This window comes from Paenibacillus nuruki, from assembly GCF_963311185.1.
GTDB lineage: Bacteria > Bacillota > Bacilli > Paenibacillales > Paenibacillaceae > Saccharibacillus > Saccharibacillus nuruki.
Window position 1 is genome coordinate 300,665 of record NZ_OY725677.1, and the last position, 16,711, is coordinate 317,375.

14 protein-coding genes are annotated in these 16,711 nt (G+C 41.0%); 6 read left to right on the forward strand and 8 right to left on the reverse strand.

What is annotated here, in order from left to right; all coding sequences use genetic code 11:
* The first annotated feature begins 55 nt into the window (after positions 1–55).
* The 5 genes from iolA to fba are packed head-to-tail and all read left to right on the forward strand — an operon-like array spanning position 56 to position 6,252.
* Entirely contained in the window at positions 56–1,528 is a 1,473-nt protein-coding gene (gene iolA, locus RCP16_RS01515; protein WP_308641495.1) for a methylmalonate-semialdehyde dehydrogenase, read from the forward strand.
* 15 nt (positions 1,529–1,543) lie between these two features.
* Entirely contained in the window at positions 1,544–2,359 is an 816-nt protein-coding gene (gene iolB / locus RCP16_RS01520; protein ID WP_308641496.1) for a 5-deoxy-glucuronate isomerase, read from the forward strand.
* Between the two features lie 59 nt (positions 2,360–2,418).
* Positions 2,419–3,411, forward strand: a complete 993-nt coding sequence (gene iolC, locus RCP16_RS01525) for a 5-dehydro-2-deoxygluconokinase (RefSeq protein ID WP_137223623.1) — start codon at positions 2,419–2,421, stop codon at positions 3,409–3,411.
* A gap of 7 nt (positions 3,412–3,418) precedes the next feature.
* A complete protein-coding gene (gene iolD, locus RCP16_RS01530) occupies positions 3,419–5,332 on the forward strand; it encodes a 3D-(3,5/4)-trihydroxycyclohexane-1,2-dione acylhydrolase (decyclizing) (RefSeq protein WP_308642432.1) in 1,914 nt (637 codons plus the stop codon).
* 44 nt (positions 5,333–5,376) lie between these two features.
* Complete coding sequence (fba, locus tag RCP16_RS01535) at positions 5,377–6,252, forward strand: class II fructose-1,6-bisphosphate aldolase (RefSeq protein WP_308641497.1); 876 nt, start codon at positions 5,377–5,379, stop codon at positions 6,250–6,252.
* A 97-nt stretch (positions 6,253–6,349) separates the two neighbouring features.
* On the opposite strand, the gene RCP16_RS01540 is transcribed toward fba, so the two are convergent.
* The 8 genes from RCP16_RS01540 to efeO all read right to left on the reverse strand — a co-directional run bounded on the left by RCP16_RS01540 (position 6,350) and on the right by efeO (position 15,127).
* Positions 6,350–7,105: a DeoR/GlpR family DNA-binding transcription regulator gene (locus RCP16_RS01540; protein ID WP_069325561.1), complete on the reverse strand. Its 756-nt coding sequence runs from the start codon at positions 7,103–7,105 to the stop codon at positions 6,350–6,352.
* 157 nt (positions 7,106–7,262) lie between these two features.
* Positions 7,263–8,459 (reverse strand): N-acetylglucosamine-6-phosphate deacetylase, encoded by a 1,197-nt coding sequence (gene nagA / locus RCP16_RS01545; RefSeq protein WP_308641498.1) that lies wholly within the window; start codon positions 8,457–8,459, stop codon positions 7,263–7,265.
* Positions 8,459–9,187 (reverse strand): glucosamine-6-phosphate deaminase, encoded by a 729-nt coding sequence (nagB, locus tag RCP16_RS01550; protein ID WP_069325560.1) that lies wholly within the window; start codon positions 9,185–9,187, stop codon positions 8,459–8,461. Before nagB ends, nagA begins: the two co-directional genes overlap by 1 nt.
* Complete coding sequence (locus RCP16_RS01555) at positions 9,187–10,050, reverse strand: MurR/RpiR family transcriptional regulator (RefSeq protein WP_069325559.1); 864 nt, start codon at positions 10,048–10,050, stop codon at positions 9,187–9,189. Before RCP16_RS01555 ends, nagB begins: the two co-directional genes overlap by 1 nt.
* Positions 10,051–10,227: 177 nt before the next feature.
* On the reverse strand, positions 10,228–10,797 hold the full coding sequence (locus tag RCP16_RS01560; protein WP_308641499.1) for a histidine phosphatase family protein: 570 nt from the start codon (positions 10,795–10,797) through the stop codon (positions 10,228–10,230).
* Between the two features lie 175 nt (positions 10,798–10,972).
* The gene (locus tag RCP16_RS01565; protein ID WP_308641500.1) at positions 10,973–12,724 is read right to left on the reverse strand and encodes an FTR1 family iron permease; all 1,752 of its coding nucleotides are present in this window, start codon (positions 12,722–12,724) and stop codon (positions 10,973–10,975) included.
* A gap of 115 nt (positions 12,725–12,839) precedes the next feature.
* Complete coding sequence (efeB, locus tag RCP16_RS01570) at positions 12,840–14,225, reverse strand: iron uptake transporter deferrochelatase/peroxidase subunit (protein ID WP_308641501.1); 1,386 nt, start codon at positions 14,223–14,225, stop codon at positions 12,840–12,842.
* Positions 14,226–14,230: 5 nt separating this feature from the next.
* Complete coding sequence (gene efeO, locus RCP16_RS01575; RefSeq protein WP_069325557.1) at positions 14,231–15,127, reverse strand: iron uptake system protein EfeO; 897 nt, start codon at positions 15,125–15,127, stop codon at positions 14,231–14,233.
* A gap of 887 nt (positions 15,128–16,014) precedes the next feature.
* Between efeO and pgmB the strand changes: the two genes are divergently transcribed.
* On the forward strand, positions 16,015–16,653 hold the full coding sequence (gene pgmB, locus RCP16_RS01580) for a beta-phosphoglucomutase (protein ID WP_308641502.1): 639 nt from the start codon (positions 16,015–16,017) through the stop codon (positions 16,651–16,653).
* The last annotated feature ends 58 nt before the right edge of the window (positions 16,654–16,711 follow it).

Genomic DNA, 16,711 nt, shown 5'->3' on the forward strand with positions numbered 1-16,711 from the left:
GATGCAACTATTGTGATGATCTATTGAAGTGTATTCAATTAGAGGAGGAACAAAAATGACAGAAGCGCTACAAGTAGAAAAGCTAAAAAATTATATCAATGGGGAATGGGTCGAAAGTAAAACAACCGTCTACGAAGATGTCTACAATCCAGCGACCAAAGAAGTTATTGCAAGAGTCCCCCTGTCTACCAAAGAAGATATTGATTATGCTGTTGAAGTAGCCCACCAAGCTTTTCAATCCTGGCAAAAAATAGCTGTTCCTCGTCGTGCACGCATTCTGTTCAACTTCCAACAATTATTGTCTACTCATAAAGAAGAATTAGCTCGTCTGATCACTTTAGAAAATGGAAAAAATTTGACCGAAGCATTAGGTGAAGTAGGTCGTGGTATCGAAAATGTAGAGTTTGCCGCGGGTGCGCCTACATTGATGATGGGCGATTCACTGGCTTCTATTGCAACAGATGTAGAAGCGGTAAATTATCGGTACCCGATAGGCGTAGTTGGTGGGATTGCTCCATTTAACTTTCCTATGATGGTGCCTTGTTGGATGTTCCCGATGGCGATTGCTTTAGGCAATACATTTATACTTAAGCCTTCTGAACGTACACCGTTATTAACTAGACGTCTGGTTGAATTATTTACTGAAGCAGGATTGCCTAAAGGCGTATTCAATATCGTATACGGAGCGCATGACGTGGTGAATGGTGTTCTGGATCATCCTTCGGTACAAGCAATCTCATTTGTTGGTTCGAAGCCTGTAGGAGAATATGTATTTAAGCGTGGAAGTAATAATCTCAAAAGAGTACAGGCATTAACAGGAGCCAAAAATCATACGATTGTACTGAACGATGCTGATCTAGAAGACACGGTGACCAATGTGATCGCTTCTGCTTTCGGTTCAGCAGGTGAACGGTGTATGGCATGTGCTGTTGTCGCTGTTGAAGAAGGCATCGCAGATGCTTTTATCACCCGTTTGAAAGAGCGAGCAGGCGAGATCAAAATCGGAAATGGTCTTGATGACGGTGTATTTCTAGGTCCGGTGATTCGAGAAGAAAATCAGAAACGCACTATAAGCTACATCGAAAAAGGGATTAGCGAAGGCGCAACGTTGGTCTACGATGGTCGTGAACACATTTCAGAAGAAGGCTATTTTATCGGACCGACTATTTTCGAAAATGTCACAACAGATATGACGATCTGGAAAGATGAAATTTTTGCGCCTGTCTTATCGGTTATTCGTGTGAAGCATTTGAAAGAAGCAGTCGAAACGGCTAATCGCTCGGAATTTGCTAATGGAGCTTGTATTTTTACATCCAATGCTTCAGCGATTCGTTATTTCCGTGAAAATATAGATGCCGGGATGTTAGGCGTGAACTTAGGTGTACCTGCACCGATGGCATTCTTTCCATTTTCCGGTTGGAAATCTTCCTTTTTCGGTACGCTACATGCTAATGGAAAAGACAGTGTAGACTTTTATACGCACAAAAAAGTAGTCACTGCTCGTTATGTTACGCCTACGTTTGAATAAGGAGGGTTCCAAATCATGAGTCGTTTATTGCGTGAACCTCAACAACAACTTCTCAGCACAGGAGTAACTCTGCTACATGAAGTGAATCAAGATAATTCTCCTTTACACTATGTAGGATTCAAAATGATAGATATCGAACCCGGTGCGACATATAGCGAAGCACTGGGAAAAACCGAATGTTGTATTGTAGCCGTCACAGGCCAAATTACAGTCAGCGATCATGAACAGACGTTTACCGGAGTAGGAACACGTGCAAGTGTTTTTGAGAAAAAGCCTACAGATAGCGTTTATATTTCCAATGATCGTGCATTTACTGTTACCGCAGAGACAACAGCTAGAGTGGCTTTATGTTATTCACCTTCTATCGAACAACGTCCAACTCGTATGATTCAAGCTGCCGAAAATGGGGTCGAGCATCGCGGGAAATACAACAATCAGCGTCTGGTGCATAATATTTTGCCAGACTCTGATCAGACGGTGAATAGTCTTTTGGTCGTTGAAGTCATCACAGAAAGTGCGAACTGGTCCAGTTATCCACCTCATAAGCATGATGTTGATCAATTGCCTGCGGAATCATTATTAGAAGAAACATATTATCATGAGATCGATCCTGCGCAAGGGTTTGTATTTCAACGTGTGTATACTGATGATCGTTCACTAGATGAGACGATGGCGGTTGAACATCGGAATGTTGTGATCGTGCCTGTCGGTTATCATCCTGTAGGTGTGCCTGACGGATACACTTCGTATTATCTTAATGTGATGGCAGGACCCAAGCGAATCTGGAAATTCCACAACGATCCTGATCATGAATGGATATTGCAACGTTAATCTGATGATCAAGCTTGTACAGAATAGAAATTTGTGAAGGAAATGGAGTGGAAGAATAGATGAAGTACGAATTAAAAAGTGAACGTGTTTTCGATATTATTGCGATTGGTAGAGCCTGTATAGATCTGAACGCTACAGAATACAATCGTCCTATGGAAGAAACGATGACGTTCACCAAATACGTCGGTGGATCACCTGTTAATATCGCAATTGGAAGTTCCAAATTAGGGCTCAAAACAGGCTTTATCGGGAAGCTAGCAGATGATCAACATGGTCGCTTTATTGCTAACTATATTCAGAATTTAGGTATCGATACCACAGGAGTCGTAATTGATCGAGCAGGTCACAAAACAGGGCTTGCTTTTACCGAAATCAAAAGCCCTGAAGAATGCAGTATTCTGATGTATCGTGATAATGTAGCCGATCTGTACTTGGAACCTAGTGAAGTAGATGAAGACTATATCCGACAAACAAGTACTTTATTAGTATCAGGTACTGCTCTTTCGCAAAGTCCTTCACGGGAAGCTGTACTCAAAGCAGTCAGTCTTGCGCGTAAACACAACGTAAAAGTGATTTTTGAATTAGATTATCGTCCATATACATGGAACTCTATAGAAGAAACGGCTATCTATTATGCACTGGTTGCCGAGCAAGCAGATATTGTGATCGGAACACGCGATGAATTCGATATTCTTGAACATCGTAAAGGAAAAAATGAGCAAACGATCGCTTATTTATTCCAGCATCTTCCGCAACTGATTGTAATCAAGCATGGTGTCGAAGGATCATATGCCTATACAAAGTCAGGTCAACGTTTTCAAAGTAAAGCGTATATCACTCAAGTATTGAAAACATTTGGTGCAGGTGATTCGTATGCTTCTGCTTTTCTGTATGCTTTATTTGCAGGTAAAGATATCGAGACCGCTCTTAAATACGGCAGTGCTTCAGCTTCGATCGTGGTGAGTAAGCATAGTTCTTCTGAAGCCATGCCTACAGTAAATGAAATTGAACAATTGATTACAGCAGATGAAAAAGAGGCACAATACAGATAGAGGTGACATAATGCAAACCATTCGGCTGACAACAGCACAAGCCTTAATCCGTTTTTTGAATGCCCAATATATCCATGTAGATGGTCAAGAATTTCCTTTTGTCGAAGGGATATTTACTATTTTTGGACATGGTAACGTACTGGGAATCGGTCAAGCATTAGAACAAGAATCCGGTCATCTCAAAGTCATACAAGGTAAAAATGAACAAGGAATGGCTCATGCGGCTATCGCATACAGCAAGCAAATGTTACGTCAAAAAATATATGCGGTTACCACATCGGTAGGGCCAGGAGCAGCGAATCTAGCAGCGGCGGCAGGGACAGCATTATCTAATAACATTCCAGTATTATTTTTACCTGGAGATACGTTTGCTACAAGACAGCCTAATCCTGTACTTCAACAGATTGAACAAGAATATAGTGCAGCGATTACAACCAATGATGCGTTAAAACCATTATCACGCTATTGGGATCGGATCACTCGTCCTGAACAATTAATGTCTAGCTTACTACGAGCTTTTGAAGTGATGACTGATCCTGCCAAAGCTGGCCCAGCTACGATCTGTATTGCGCAAGATGTAGAAGGAGAAGCTTATGATTATGATGTAGCCTTTTTTGCACGTCGGGTTCATTATTTAGATCGTAAATTGCCTACGATGCGCGAATTAACAGGAGCAGCGGCATTAATCCAATCCAGTCGTAAGCCAGTGATTATTGTAGGCGGTGGAGCTAAATATTCGCAAGCACGGGATATATTGATCCAATTATCTGAAAAGCATCATATTCCATTAGTAGAAACACAAGCAGGTAAAGCAACAGTTGAATATACATTTGCTAATAATCTAGGTGGTATAGGCGTAACCGGGACACTTGCCGCGAATCAAGTGGCAAGACAAGCTGACTTAGTGATTGGTATTGGTACAAGGTACACTGATTTTGCGACATCTTCCAAAACAGCTTTTGATTTTGAAAATGCTCGATTTTTAAATATTAATGTTAGCCGTGCTCAAGCATACAAATTGGATGCTTTTCAAATGGTAGCGGATGCTAGAACAGCCTTGGAACAACTGTCTCCTTTATTAGAAGGATACGTTAGTGAATTTGGAGATCAGATTCAGCAATTCAAAGCAGAGTGGAATCAGGAGCGAGATCGTTTAAGTAAGATTACTTTTCAGCGGGACAATTTTAAGCCAGAAGTGAGCGATCAATTTGATCAACAGATGCTCAATGAATATGCCGATGCACTTCAGACTGAATTACCACAGACGACAGCATTGATCGCTATCAATGAGGTTATTCCAGCAGATAGCATTATTATTGGCTCAGCAGGATCATTGCCAGGTGATCTACAACGCATTTGGAATCCTACAGTGGCTAACACGTATCACTTGGAATATGGATACTCTTGTATGGGATACGAGGTGTCTGGTGCTCTAGGTATTAAGTTAGCTGTACCTGACAAAGAAGTGTATTCTATTGTCGGTGACGGTAGCTTTCTCATGTTACACTCTGAATTGATTACAGCGATTCAATACAATCATAAGATCAATATTATTCTTTTTGATAATGCAGGTTTTGGCTGTATTAATAATCTACAAATGGAGAACGGTGGAGATAGCTATTTCTGCGAATTCCGTACTCACGATCAACGGATTATGAATATTGATTATGCCAAAGTAGCTGAAGGTTATGGCGCCAAGTCTTACAAAGTGAATACGATAGAACAATTGCAGGCGGCTTTGAAAGATGCATCACAGCAATCGAACTCCACATTGATCGAGATCAAAGTATTACCGAAAACAATGACCAATGGCTATGATAGCTGGTGGAATGTGGGCGTGGCTGAAGTCTCTGACAACGAAAAGATTCATGAAGTATTTGAAGCTAGACAACATCAGTTAAAAAAAGCTAAACAATATTAAAATAGGCTCTTCTGAAATGATGATGATTAAAGGAGAGATGACATGTGCGAACCGTATCAATGAAATCTATGCTAATAGAAGCTCTAGCAGGTGGTTATGCTGTCGGGCAGTATAATATAAACGGTGTGCAGTGGGTACAAGCGATTTTGCGAGCAGCAGAAGAAGAACAAGCACCTGTGATTCTAGCAGCTTCTGATCGATTGGTAGACTATCTGGGTGGATATGCACTGATTGCTGCTATCGTAGACCTTTCGATACAAGAGTTATCCATTACAGTACCTGTCTCTTTACATTTAGATCATGGCATCAGTGTAGAACGTTGTAAAAAAGCTATCGATAGTGGATTCAGCTCTGTCATGATTGATGGTTCACATCATTCGATCGAACAAAATATAACCATGACTCGTGAAGTGGTAGAGTACGCTAGAGCATATGGCGTATCGGTTGAAGCAGAAGTGGGTACTGTAGGTGGTATGGAAGATGGACTCATCGGAGGCATTCAATATGCAGACCCGCTTGAATGTGATCGACTGGTCAAAGAAACAGGGGTTGATGCATTAGCCGCTGCACTCGGTTCAGTGCATGGCCCTTATCAAGGCGAGCCTGTACTTGGATTTGCTGAAATGAAGCATATTGCAGACTTAACAGGCATTCCGTTAGTTCTACATGGAGGTTCAGGTATTCCACAGCATCAGATCCAGCAAGCCATCGCATTAGGGCATGCCAAGATCAATGTAAATACCGAATGTATTCAAGCATGGGCATTAGCTGTTCGCCAAGTATTGAATCAAGACACTCATATATATGATCCAAGTAAAATTCTTACCCCCGGTACTGAAGCGATCCAAGCAGTGGTGCAAAGTAAAATGCAGGAATTTGGTACAAGTGGTCAAGCGAATGCCAACTATTCTAAAGTATAATAAGTCGCTTCCCATCAGGATAAAGCTAATATTCCATTAAAAAGACATATCTTGTTCTAAGTTATTCTTAGAGTAAGATATGTCTTTTTGAGTCCTTTTATTTACAAATATATAATTCAATTCGATGCTCACGACAGAACGAATGGTATTCTTCTGATAATGCACCAGAGGTGATCAATACATCGACTTCATGCAAAGGAGCATAGGTAAGCTGAGTAGATTTGCCGAATTTGGAGGCATCTGCTAGCAAATATAAAGTCTGAGCTTTTTCAGCGATTCGTTTTTTTATTTCGTACTCCAAAATATCAGAGTTGGTCAACCCATGAGCAATCGATACCCCCGTAGCCGCCATAAAAGCTTTGCTGATATTATATTTATCCAAAATATGTAGATCATCAATACTAACAAATGATTTGGTTTTGCGTTTGTAGCGATTACCAATTGTGATCAGCGTAATATTTTCAAAAGCAACAGCCGCATTAATCACATCCAGACTGTTGGTCAAAATGGTTAACTGTTGAGAAGAAGGAAGGAACTCAATCATATTGCGAGTTGTTGTACCCGAGTCGATAAAAATCAAATCTTGATCTTCTACGAGTGCAGCCGCTTGTTGTCCAATTTTCACTTTTTCAGGATGATTAGTATGATCTCGATTTTCAAATGGAATTAGAGCAGGGGTTACAGAAGTCACTCCACCGTAGACCTTTTGAATCGTTCCTTTTTCAAGGATTTGATTCACATCACGACGGACGGTATTTTTAGAAACGTTAAAATATTCACAAAGTTCATCTAAAGAAACTGTACCCACCGAGTGAATATAATCTTCAAGATGTTGTAGCCTTTTTTCCTTCATACGATTGAACTCCTGTCTTGTTGAAAATAGTACTCAAAATATAACATATGATCAAAAGTTAATCAATAGTTAATCTTAAAACAATAATTTGAAGTCCAAAATCACAAAAAAAGCAAGTTCTCTATGATCAAAAACAGAGAACTTGCTAATACCGCTTCTATTCATTATATGATTTCAATAACCCTTTAATAAAAATATGCTGTAATTCCATATCTGGATTCAGTACTAGGATATCAGCACGTTTACCGATTTCAAGACTACCTGTCTTTTCGTATAATCCTAGTTCACGCGCAGGATTACCACTACCTGCGGCAGAAGCTTGTAGAATTGATAGCCCTACTTGCTGAATCAAAAAGCGGAAACCTTCGATCATGGTTAAACGGCTACCTGCAAGTGTTCCGCTATCATCCGGCAAAGTCGCTATACCGTTGAGGACTTTGACAGGTTGATCACCCAACATATATTCGCCATCCCCAAGCCCGGCAGCGGACATCGCATCGGTAATCAGGATTAAATTATCTTGTTGCTTAAGTTGAGCTAAGATCGATACCGCCGCAGGGTGAACATGAATCCCATCTGCTATAATTTCGGCATGAATCGCAGGGGTACTTAGTACTGCACCGGCTACTCCCGGTTTGCGATGATGAAGTGGAGTCATTGCATTAAATGTATGAACCGCATGATTAAGTCCTTGTTCAACCGCTAACATGATCTCTTCATACGAAGCATCGGTATGACCTGCGGCGGCTGTAATGTCATGCTGACGTAGCCATGAGATCAGTTCCAAAGCACCTTCTCGTTCAGGAGCTAAAGTAAGCTGTTTGATTAGCCCTGGATAATGAGATTCCCATTGCTCTAACCATTCGATATTTGGGAGTACGATATGTTCTGGATTTTGAGCACCTGGCCACTTAGGACTGATAAAAGGGCCTTCTAGATGCACGCCTTCGATCTGTGCACCGGGCATTTGTCCATTTTGCATATAAGCATAGACTTGTTCTAATACATGATCGATATCAGCATGAGGTGCGGTCATCGTTGTCGCTAGTAGAGCTGTCGTTCCTTGACTGGCATGAAAAGAAGTAATCGTATCTAATACGTGTGGATCGGAATCCATAAAATCGGCACCCATCCCACCATGCACATGGATATCAATAAAGCCGGGAATCACAAGTCCAGATTTGGCATCATATGTTGTCTGTTCTTTCCATATCGGAGCGTTCGCTGTAGAACCTACATACGTAATCGTCTGATCTTGGACTTGTACCGTTCCATTTTCAATCACTTTTGTAGGTGTAACCACACGTCCATGAATAATTTGAAAGGAATGTGGTACATCTGTTGAAATAGACATTACTGGAACAACCTCCCTGCTTCTGCATCCAGCAGTACAGTAACGTTGGAATGCAGTTGTAATAGTGAAGCAGGGCATTGTGTTGTGATCGGACCTGTTACAGCGCGATGGATAATTTCAGCTTTGTCTGCACCACGTACAAGCAGTAGAATTTGACGAGCTTTCATAATACTACCTACACCCATCGTAATCGCTTGTGCTGGAACGTCATCCACCGAACCAAAGTAACGAGAATTCGCTTCTCGGGTCTGTTCTAATAATGTCACGACATGAGTCGCAGGATTCAAGCTGTCATCCGGTTCATTGAATCCAATATGCCCATTATGTCCAATGCCTAGAACTTGTAGATCGATCACCGCTTCGGACAACATTTCATCATACAGGCGACATTCGGCATCCAAATCGGTTGCTTGTCCATCAGGCACATGAGTATTTTCAAGATTAATATCAATATGATTAAATAAATGCTCGTTCATAAATGTACGATAAGAAGCCGGATGTTCTGTAGGTAGACCTGCATATTCATCCAGATTGTAACTTTTCACTTTGGCAAAACTGACTAATCCTTGCTTATGAATCTGAATCAATTCACGATACAAGCCTACAGGCGTGCCTCCTGTAGCCAATCCTAATACAGCACGAGGAGAAGTTTGTACCAGACTAGCAACAATATGAGCAGCTACCTTGTGAAAATCTTCTTCATGAGTCACTTTGATTACATTAGCCATTATTCAAAACCTCCTGAGTCTTTGCGATAACGTTGCACATTTTTATAAGATAGCTCCAACTTCGCTACAGAATCGTTAAATTGGGCGCTAATCATACCGGTAAATAAAATATCAATAATATGCAGTTGAGCAATCCGTGAAGCCATATCTCCACGACGAACACCTTGTTCCAATGATGATGAAAATAAAGCGATATCTGCCATCGAAGCGAGCTTATTATTGCTATATTGAGTCAGTGATAATACAGTCGCACCATTATCTTTGGCACACGATAATGCATCGATCGTTTCTTTAGTTTCCCCAGAATACGAAATCGCTAACGCTACATCTTCTGAAGAAAGTGTAGAAGCAGAAGTGATTTGCATATGAGAATCAGAAAACGATGTACTGTTTTTACCGACTCGAATCAATTTCTGATAAAAGTCTTGCGCTACAATAGATGAAGTGGCGATACCATACAGATCAATCCGACGTGCACGGGTAAGGTAACCTATCGCTTGCTCAAGCTTGGGTAAATCGAGTAAACGGGTAGTATCGTTGATCGATGTAATATGATTGGTTTCAATCGCTTTAACAATCTCGGCAAGCGGATTACCTGCAATAATATCTTGATACGAACTTGGAATCGACTGTTGCGCTAATTCACTAGCTAACTTCATTTTGAAATCAGGAAAGCCTTCGAAATGAAATGTTTTGCAGAAGCGAGTAACAGTAGCAGGACTGATCCCACATTGAGTCGCTAACTGTGTAATCCCAAGCCGAATAACAGTGGAAGGTTGTTGCAAAATATAATGAGCCAGTCGGCGCTCTTGAGGAGATAAACTTTCGATGCGTTGCTCCAACATATGCAAAATAGGAGACAAGTTTAACCCTCCCTAATGAAAATTATTTTTATTTTATAATAATATATATAGAAAATTATTTTCTTTCACCATTATCTTAAAGCACCCTAACAAAGATTGCAACTCATAAATTTCTATTTTGGGGCATGATTATAAATAAAGCAGATTAGAGTGGATGAAGTATGAAATGTTGCTCCATTACAGATGTACAATATATGATCCGGACTCATCTAAAAAATGATCACGAGTAACGGATTCCCCCAAAAATGAACGATAAGCATTAATCGTTCCATCATGAGAAACAATATACAATGTGTGTTGGTTTAGTTGTTTACACCAGATCGTAAATGCTTTAGCTACTCTATGAAATGCTTCCTCACTTATTGTATTTATTCCGTTTGTCCATATTTCTTCTGAGCTTTCAATGATATGTAGGGAAGGGTAATCTGTTTTGATTTTGGTATAGTGAAGTATTTGATCACAAGCATAGGCTTGATCAGGGTTTAACAAAGGGAACATACGCGGACTCACTAAAGGATGAACGTACAATGTACAAGAGATTTTTTTTGCCCATATAAGTGCTGTTTCAATCGTACGACGAGTAGGGCTGATAATGATGATATCTTTATTCGTTAAAGGAAAAGTCTGTTTTAATTGTTGGGCTTGTTGAACTCCTTTTTCCGTCAGAGTGGCATCAGACATTTGCAAACTTTCAGGTGGAGATAATGTATGTTCTCCTTGACCATGACGTATAAAAATAATTTTCATCGTATTCTCCTTTAGCATAATGAATCGTGCTTAGAATGGACTACATATAATATATTAACAAAAAGAGTCTGCATCCTTATACAAAAGGATACAGACTCTCTAAATTTACTTCATCTCATCATTATTATGGTGTAGAGCGGATCACACTATCATTCTTAACTCCATAACACCCTAGTTAAGCCGTCTGCTTACGACTGCGATATTCTGGTAAAATCAATCTCCATACCATCCAGATCAAGACAATCATTTGAGGGATAAAGGTCTCCCATGTCGGATACATACCGATCCAACTGATCGAAGGTAATTCTGCCACTGTATGTGCAGGGAATTTACCCGCCACTTGAAGGGCATGAATACTTTCGCCCAGAAAACGAAATACCAGATAATAAATCAATACTGTTGCCGTTAAGAAGAACGGACGAATCGGTAATTTCACACTGAACTTGATAATCAGTACAGCAATTACAATCAGAATAGCAAGGGCAATCGCTATACCCAAAATGAATTGCGAAAGAGCAATCGCAGGAGCCATACCGATATAGAAAATCGCTGTTTCAGCACCTTCACGTAAAATGGCGAGTCCAGAGACAATCGCTAATGACCATAGACTACCACGTTCTAAAGCACCACTGACTTGATTTTCAATATAAGTATTCCAATTTTTTAAGTTGGCTTTCTGATGTAACCAGTGTCCTACACTAAGCATCATCACAACAGCGACGAGGCCGGTAATGCCTTCGATCATTTCACGTGTACTACCGCTACTTGATACTTGAGAGAACGCATAGACAAAGATCACCGCCATAACACCACTGAGCACTAGACCTGAAATAGCACCAGACCAGATGTACTGTCCTGCGGTACGGCTACCACTACGTTTGGCATAAGCGAGTAGAGCAGCTAATACCAGAATCGCTTCTAGACCTTCACGTAATAAAATAATCGCTGCATCCCAAGCTGTATATGATGTTTTGGATGTTAAAGGAGTGAGTTCATCCAGCATGGTCTGAATTACAGTACTAGCTTGTGTCCATACAGGAGGATTAGATACTAAATATCCTTGTACTTCAGCCATTTCATTTTCAATCGAAGTATAGGTCGAAGCCGAAGAAATCTGTACTTCTCCTTCGACCAGAGGCCACATCGAGATAAATTGAGTCATCAGATCAGACGCTTTGTTCTGATCTTGAGCTGTTGTTGCTGTCTGTACTTGTTGAAGTAACGTTACAGCATCACTTAAGCGAACGGTACCACTCGCAGGAGCCGTATCTGCAATATCACCTGCGGCATATTCGTTGAGTAGTTTAATGAGAGCTTGAGTGTCTGCTTTGGCTTGTTCTTCACGTGGAGGATCAGCCTGTAAAGCTACACGAATCATACTCATTTTGATCTCTAGTTGACTATACACCGTAAAATTATCGGCACGAATCGCATTTTCAACATCCGGCCATGAATTGACGATCTGTTTATAACTATCTTGAGCGGCTTGCCAGTTACGCTCATCAATATGTTGAATCGTGGTATCTGCAAGTGGAAGAATCACTTTCACAGCGGTCAATCCTTGCTGAGAAGGTCCATTGTTATCTGTCGTTGTACCGCTTGCTTTGGCTTGACTTGCTTCTGCGTACGTATTGACTGCACGTGCTAGTGTACCTAGCGCAGAGGTAGCAGCTTTGGGATCAGACGAAGCCCCAGCAAGCGCTGTCTGTGCATCCGTCAGAGCTGTATTGACTGCGCCAGCTTCTGTTGGAGCGGTAGATGTATCAATCGTTTGCCATGCTGTGGCGAAAGTATCTAATTCCTGCTTGGCATCTGTCCATTTCTGCTGTCCAGCATCGACAAGCGCACTACCTACAAGCGGTAACAGTTGATCGATAGAGGAAGAATCGGTAGCAGATGCTTGTGCAGTAGATATTCCTACGCTCAAAGGTGTTCCACCTAAAACAATCAATAGACTCAAGCAAAGCATAAACCTGATCAACAGGGCACTTTTACGCATAGCCTAGAACCCTCTTTTCTATATCAAAATAAATAACGAGCGGTTATATCAATTCATCTCCGATATAACCGCCTTGCTGTACACCCGGAAAACAAGCAAAAACAGCACTTCCGATATGCTGAATATATTCATTCAATGCGTCAATCTGTGCGAGTCTTTGCTGCATAGGAATAAATTGTTTGTCGATACTGCGCTGATAACTGATAAAAAACAATCCTGCATCCAATTGTCCGGTAACTTTATCCATCCCACTGGAGTAAGAATAAGGACGACGCAAAATCTGCATACTTCCATCTCCACGAGCCACACGCATATGTGCATTCATCGGAATAACAGGTTTGCCTGAAGCGTCTTTGGCTTCCATATCGCCCCGATCAAATTCGTGATGTGAACCGATTGGAGCACCACTGACCCGTTCCCGTCCAAACGTATTTTCCTGATCTGCTAGACTGGAGCGATCCCATACTTCGATACGCATCCGGATACGACGAACGACCATATAACTGCCGTTGGTCATCCAACCTGCACCATCTTGCGGTTGCACCCAGACAACTTCATTCATCATCGAGTTGTCTTTGACACTTGGATTAGCTGTACCATCTTTGAAGCCCATTAGATTCCGTGGAGTAGCTTGATTCGGATCTGCTGCACTACTGCGCTGGAATCCTTCTTGACTCCAACGGAGAACCGCAGAACCACGAGCAATTCGGATCAAGTTACGCATTGCGTGAAAAGCGACCTGCATATCATCTGCACAAATTTGTACGGCTAGATCGCCACCGCACCATTCCGATTGTAGATTATCTCCATTAAAGGCAGGCAAGTCTGCAAAATTAGCAGGCTTTTTGCCAGATAGTCCAAATCGATGATCAAATAAAGCAGGGCCTGCGCCAAATGTAATCGTCAACTTGGAAGAAGAAAGTCCAGCCGCTTCACCCGTATCAGCAGGCGGAAGATTCGGATTTTCATTTTGCCCATCTAACAATTCGCCAGCCATCAACGAAGCACTGGCTTTCGTCCATGCTTGAAATAAGCGACGTAAACCTGCTGCATCACTTAACGTTACATCAAAAGAAGCAAAGCACATAAAGTTCTGACTTGGTGTAACAATCCCTGATTGATGAGTGCCATAAAAAGAATGTTCATCGCCTACGTTCGTAATACCTGTCGTTACATTTTCAGCACTACCCGGCGTATCTGATAAAGGTTGTTTGGTCAGTCCCGTAGCTTTCATAATTCCAAGCGCGCCTGAACCTCCTAAAAGAAGCCCAACGCCAGAAGCGCCTGCTAACCGCAACATATCGCGACGGCTAACAGGCTTTTTGAATACTCCAGTTTGAGATTCTGTCGACACTTCTGTAGAAGAATCGACATCAGATTGAACAGGAGTTGAGTTTGTTTTATTTTCGGAAGAGTCTTTTTTGCTCATAATAATTACACCCCTAAAATTGTACCCATCTGGGATAAAGGTTCAGCCAAAGCATCAAGGTTCTGACTTAATGTACGAATATCTTCTTTAGTTAATTTGTCATACGTAACATATCCACCGTCTTTAGTAGCAAAAGGAGCCAATTCTTTATTTAACGCATCAAAACGTTCGCCGATTTGTTTTTCTAAATCAGGATCTTTTTCAGCCAAACGTGGTTTGAGAATTTCGTAGATTTTTTCTGCACCTTCTACATTGGCTACAAAATCATACAAGTCGGTATGAGAGTAACGTTCTTCTTCACCTGTGATTTTGGAAGAAGAAACTTCATTCAGTAGTTCAACGGCTCCAACCACAAGCATACTTGCATCGATTTCAACCGTTTCGACTTTAGCACGTAACAACTGTGCATCTTGCAAAAGACGATCCGCATATTCGCTCATACCATCGGTTGTTTTCTTTTCCCAAAGAGCTTGTTCAATCTTGTGGAATCCACGCCAGTCTTTATCATCCACATCGCCTGCACGAGCATCGATATCAGGATCAAGATTTCCTAACGCTTCGGCAATCGGCTCGATCCGTTCATAATGCATACGAGCTGGAGCATATAGCGCTTGAGCTTCTTTTAATTTCCCTGCTTTGACCGCTTCCGTAAATTTCTCTGTCTCTGTTACAAAGGAATCAATCTCACCGATCGCATATGTACGATATTGTTCGGTTTCATTTTTAAAATCAGCTGTTGTAGTTGTTGCTTCGGTAGATGAGGTAGACGCTGCTGGTGTTGTAGTCGTTGCTTCTGTTGTTGCTGGAGCTGTGGTTGTATTGGTAGCAGCTTGATTCCCACAAGCGGCAAACAGTACAGAAGATAAAAGAATTGTAGCTGGTAAAGTTACACGTGCTTTCATTAAATTACACTCCTTAATAATGATAATCGTTCTCAATTATTAATCTATCATAATGGTGAACGATAAGAGCGTCAATCTTTATTTTTATGTAAATGGATACAAGGGGGATTGAACATAAGACGGGGGGTGGGGGAGTGGCGAAGGGTGTGAGAGAATATCGCTCTGGTAAAGGATCATTCATACGATCGCTGTTAAGATCGGATATATTGAATTCTGTTTTCAACAGATTATATCCGATCTTAAAGGCGAACGCTTCGCTTCTGCTGAAGGATTCCTTTACCTCCGCTAGGTTCGGTGAGCACCTTTGCCGGGTGTTTAGTAGGGAGTGCTTATTTTCAATCAGGGGGGAGGAGGTAGAAAAGAGGATAAGGGAATAAAATATAGTTATATTTTATTTGGAATGAGTGAAGGATGAATGGATAAAACATACAAATCTTATTTGTTATTAAAATAGATTCATCTAATTGTATTGTTTAATCTTGTTGCTTAATTTTAGAGGGAAATTAACTTTACGGGCATATGCTAAAGTAAGAAATGATATATAAAACAATAATGTAGATAAGCACCTCTAGCGGAGCAAACGGAATCGTTCTGGAGAAGCGGAGCGTTCGCCTTTAAGAATAGATATCCTCTGCGACAGCAGATTTCAAAGATATCTATTCTTAACAGCGATCAGAAGAATGATCCGTTTGGGTAGCGGAATGACCTTTACCAGCCTCACATATCTGCGATTCACTTCACACTAAAGTACCTATTTTTCAACTTCATTTGCAAATATAATTTAGCGTTCTCTGTCTAGTATCCTTGTTTCTTGTTTAATAAAGAACATACTTAATTTGTTAACCCATCACTACAAATCATTGAACATACCCGAGGAGGAAGTAATAATGACAATTAAAGCAGTTATTTTTGATCTTGATGGCGTGATTGTATCGACAGATCAGTATCATTTTGAGGCATGGAGTAAAATCAGTGAAGAAGAAGGCATTCCTTTTAATGAAACGATCAATCATCAGTTGCGCGGAGTAAGCCGGATGGAGAGTCTGGATATTATTTTGCAACGTGCGACCAAAACATACTCGGATGAAGAGAAATTGCAATTGGCAGAGAAAAAGAATGAGTACTATCGTCAATCATTGCAACATTTAAGCCCAAGTGATCTTTTACCGGGAGTAGAATATACGTTAAAAACATTGAAACAAAATAATATCAAAATCGCGATTGGTTCTTCGAGCAAAAACACACCGACTATTCTGAAGCAGATTGGTCTGGATAAAGAGTTCGATGCCATAGCAGATGGTAACGATATTACTCGCAGTAAGCCTGATCCTGAAGTCTTTTTGCTAGCGGCAACTCGTCTGGATATCGTACCGGAAGAATGTCTGGTTGTAGAAGATGCGTTAGCAGGTGTGGAGGCGGCGATTGCAGGTAAAATGAATGTGGCTGCTGTAGGTGAAACATTGCGTAGTTCAGATGCAGACTACTATCTGGAAAGTGTCGATGAATTGCTTGAATTAGTATTATAACTTGAACACCCTCCAAAACCTGATATGATGAATATATCTTAAATTCATTCTGGGATAA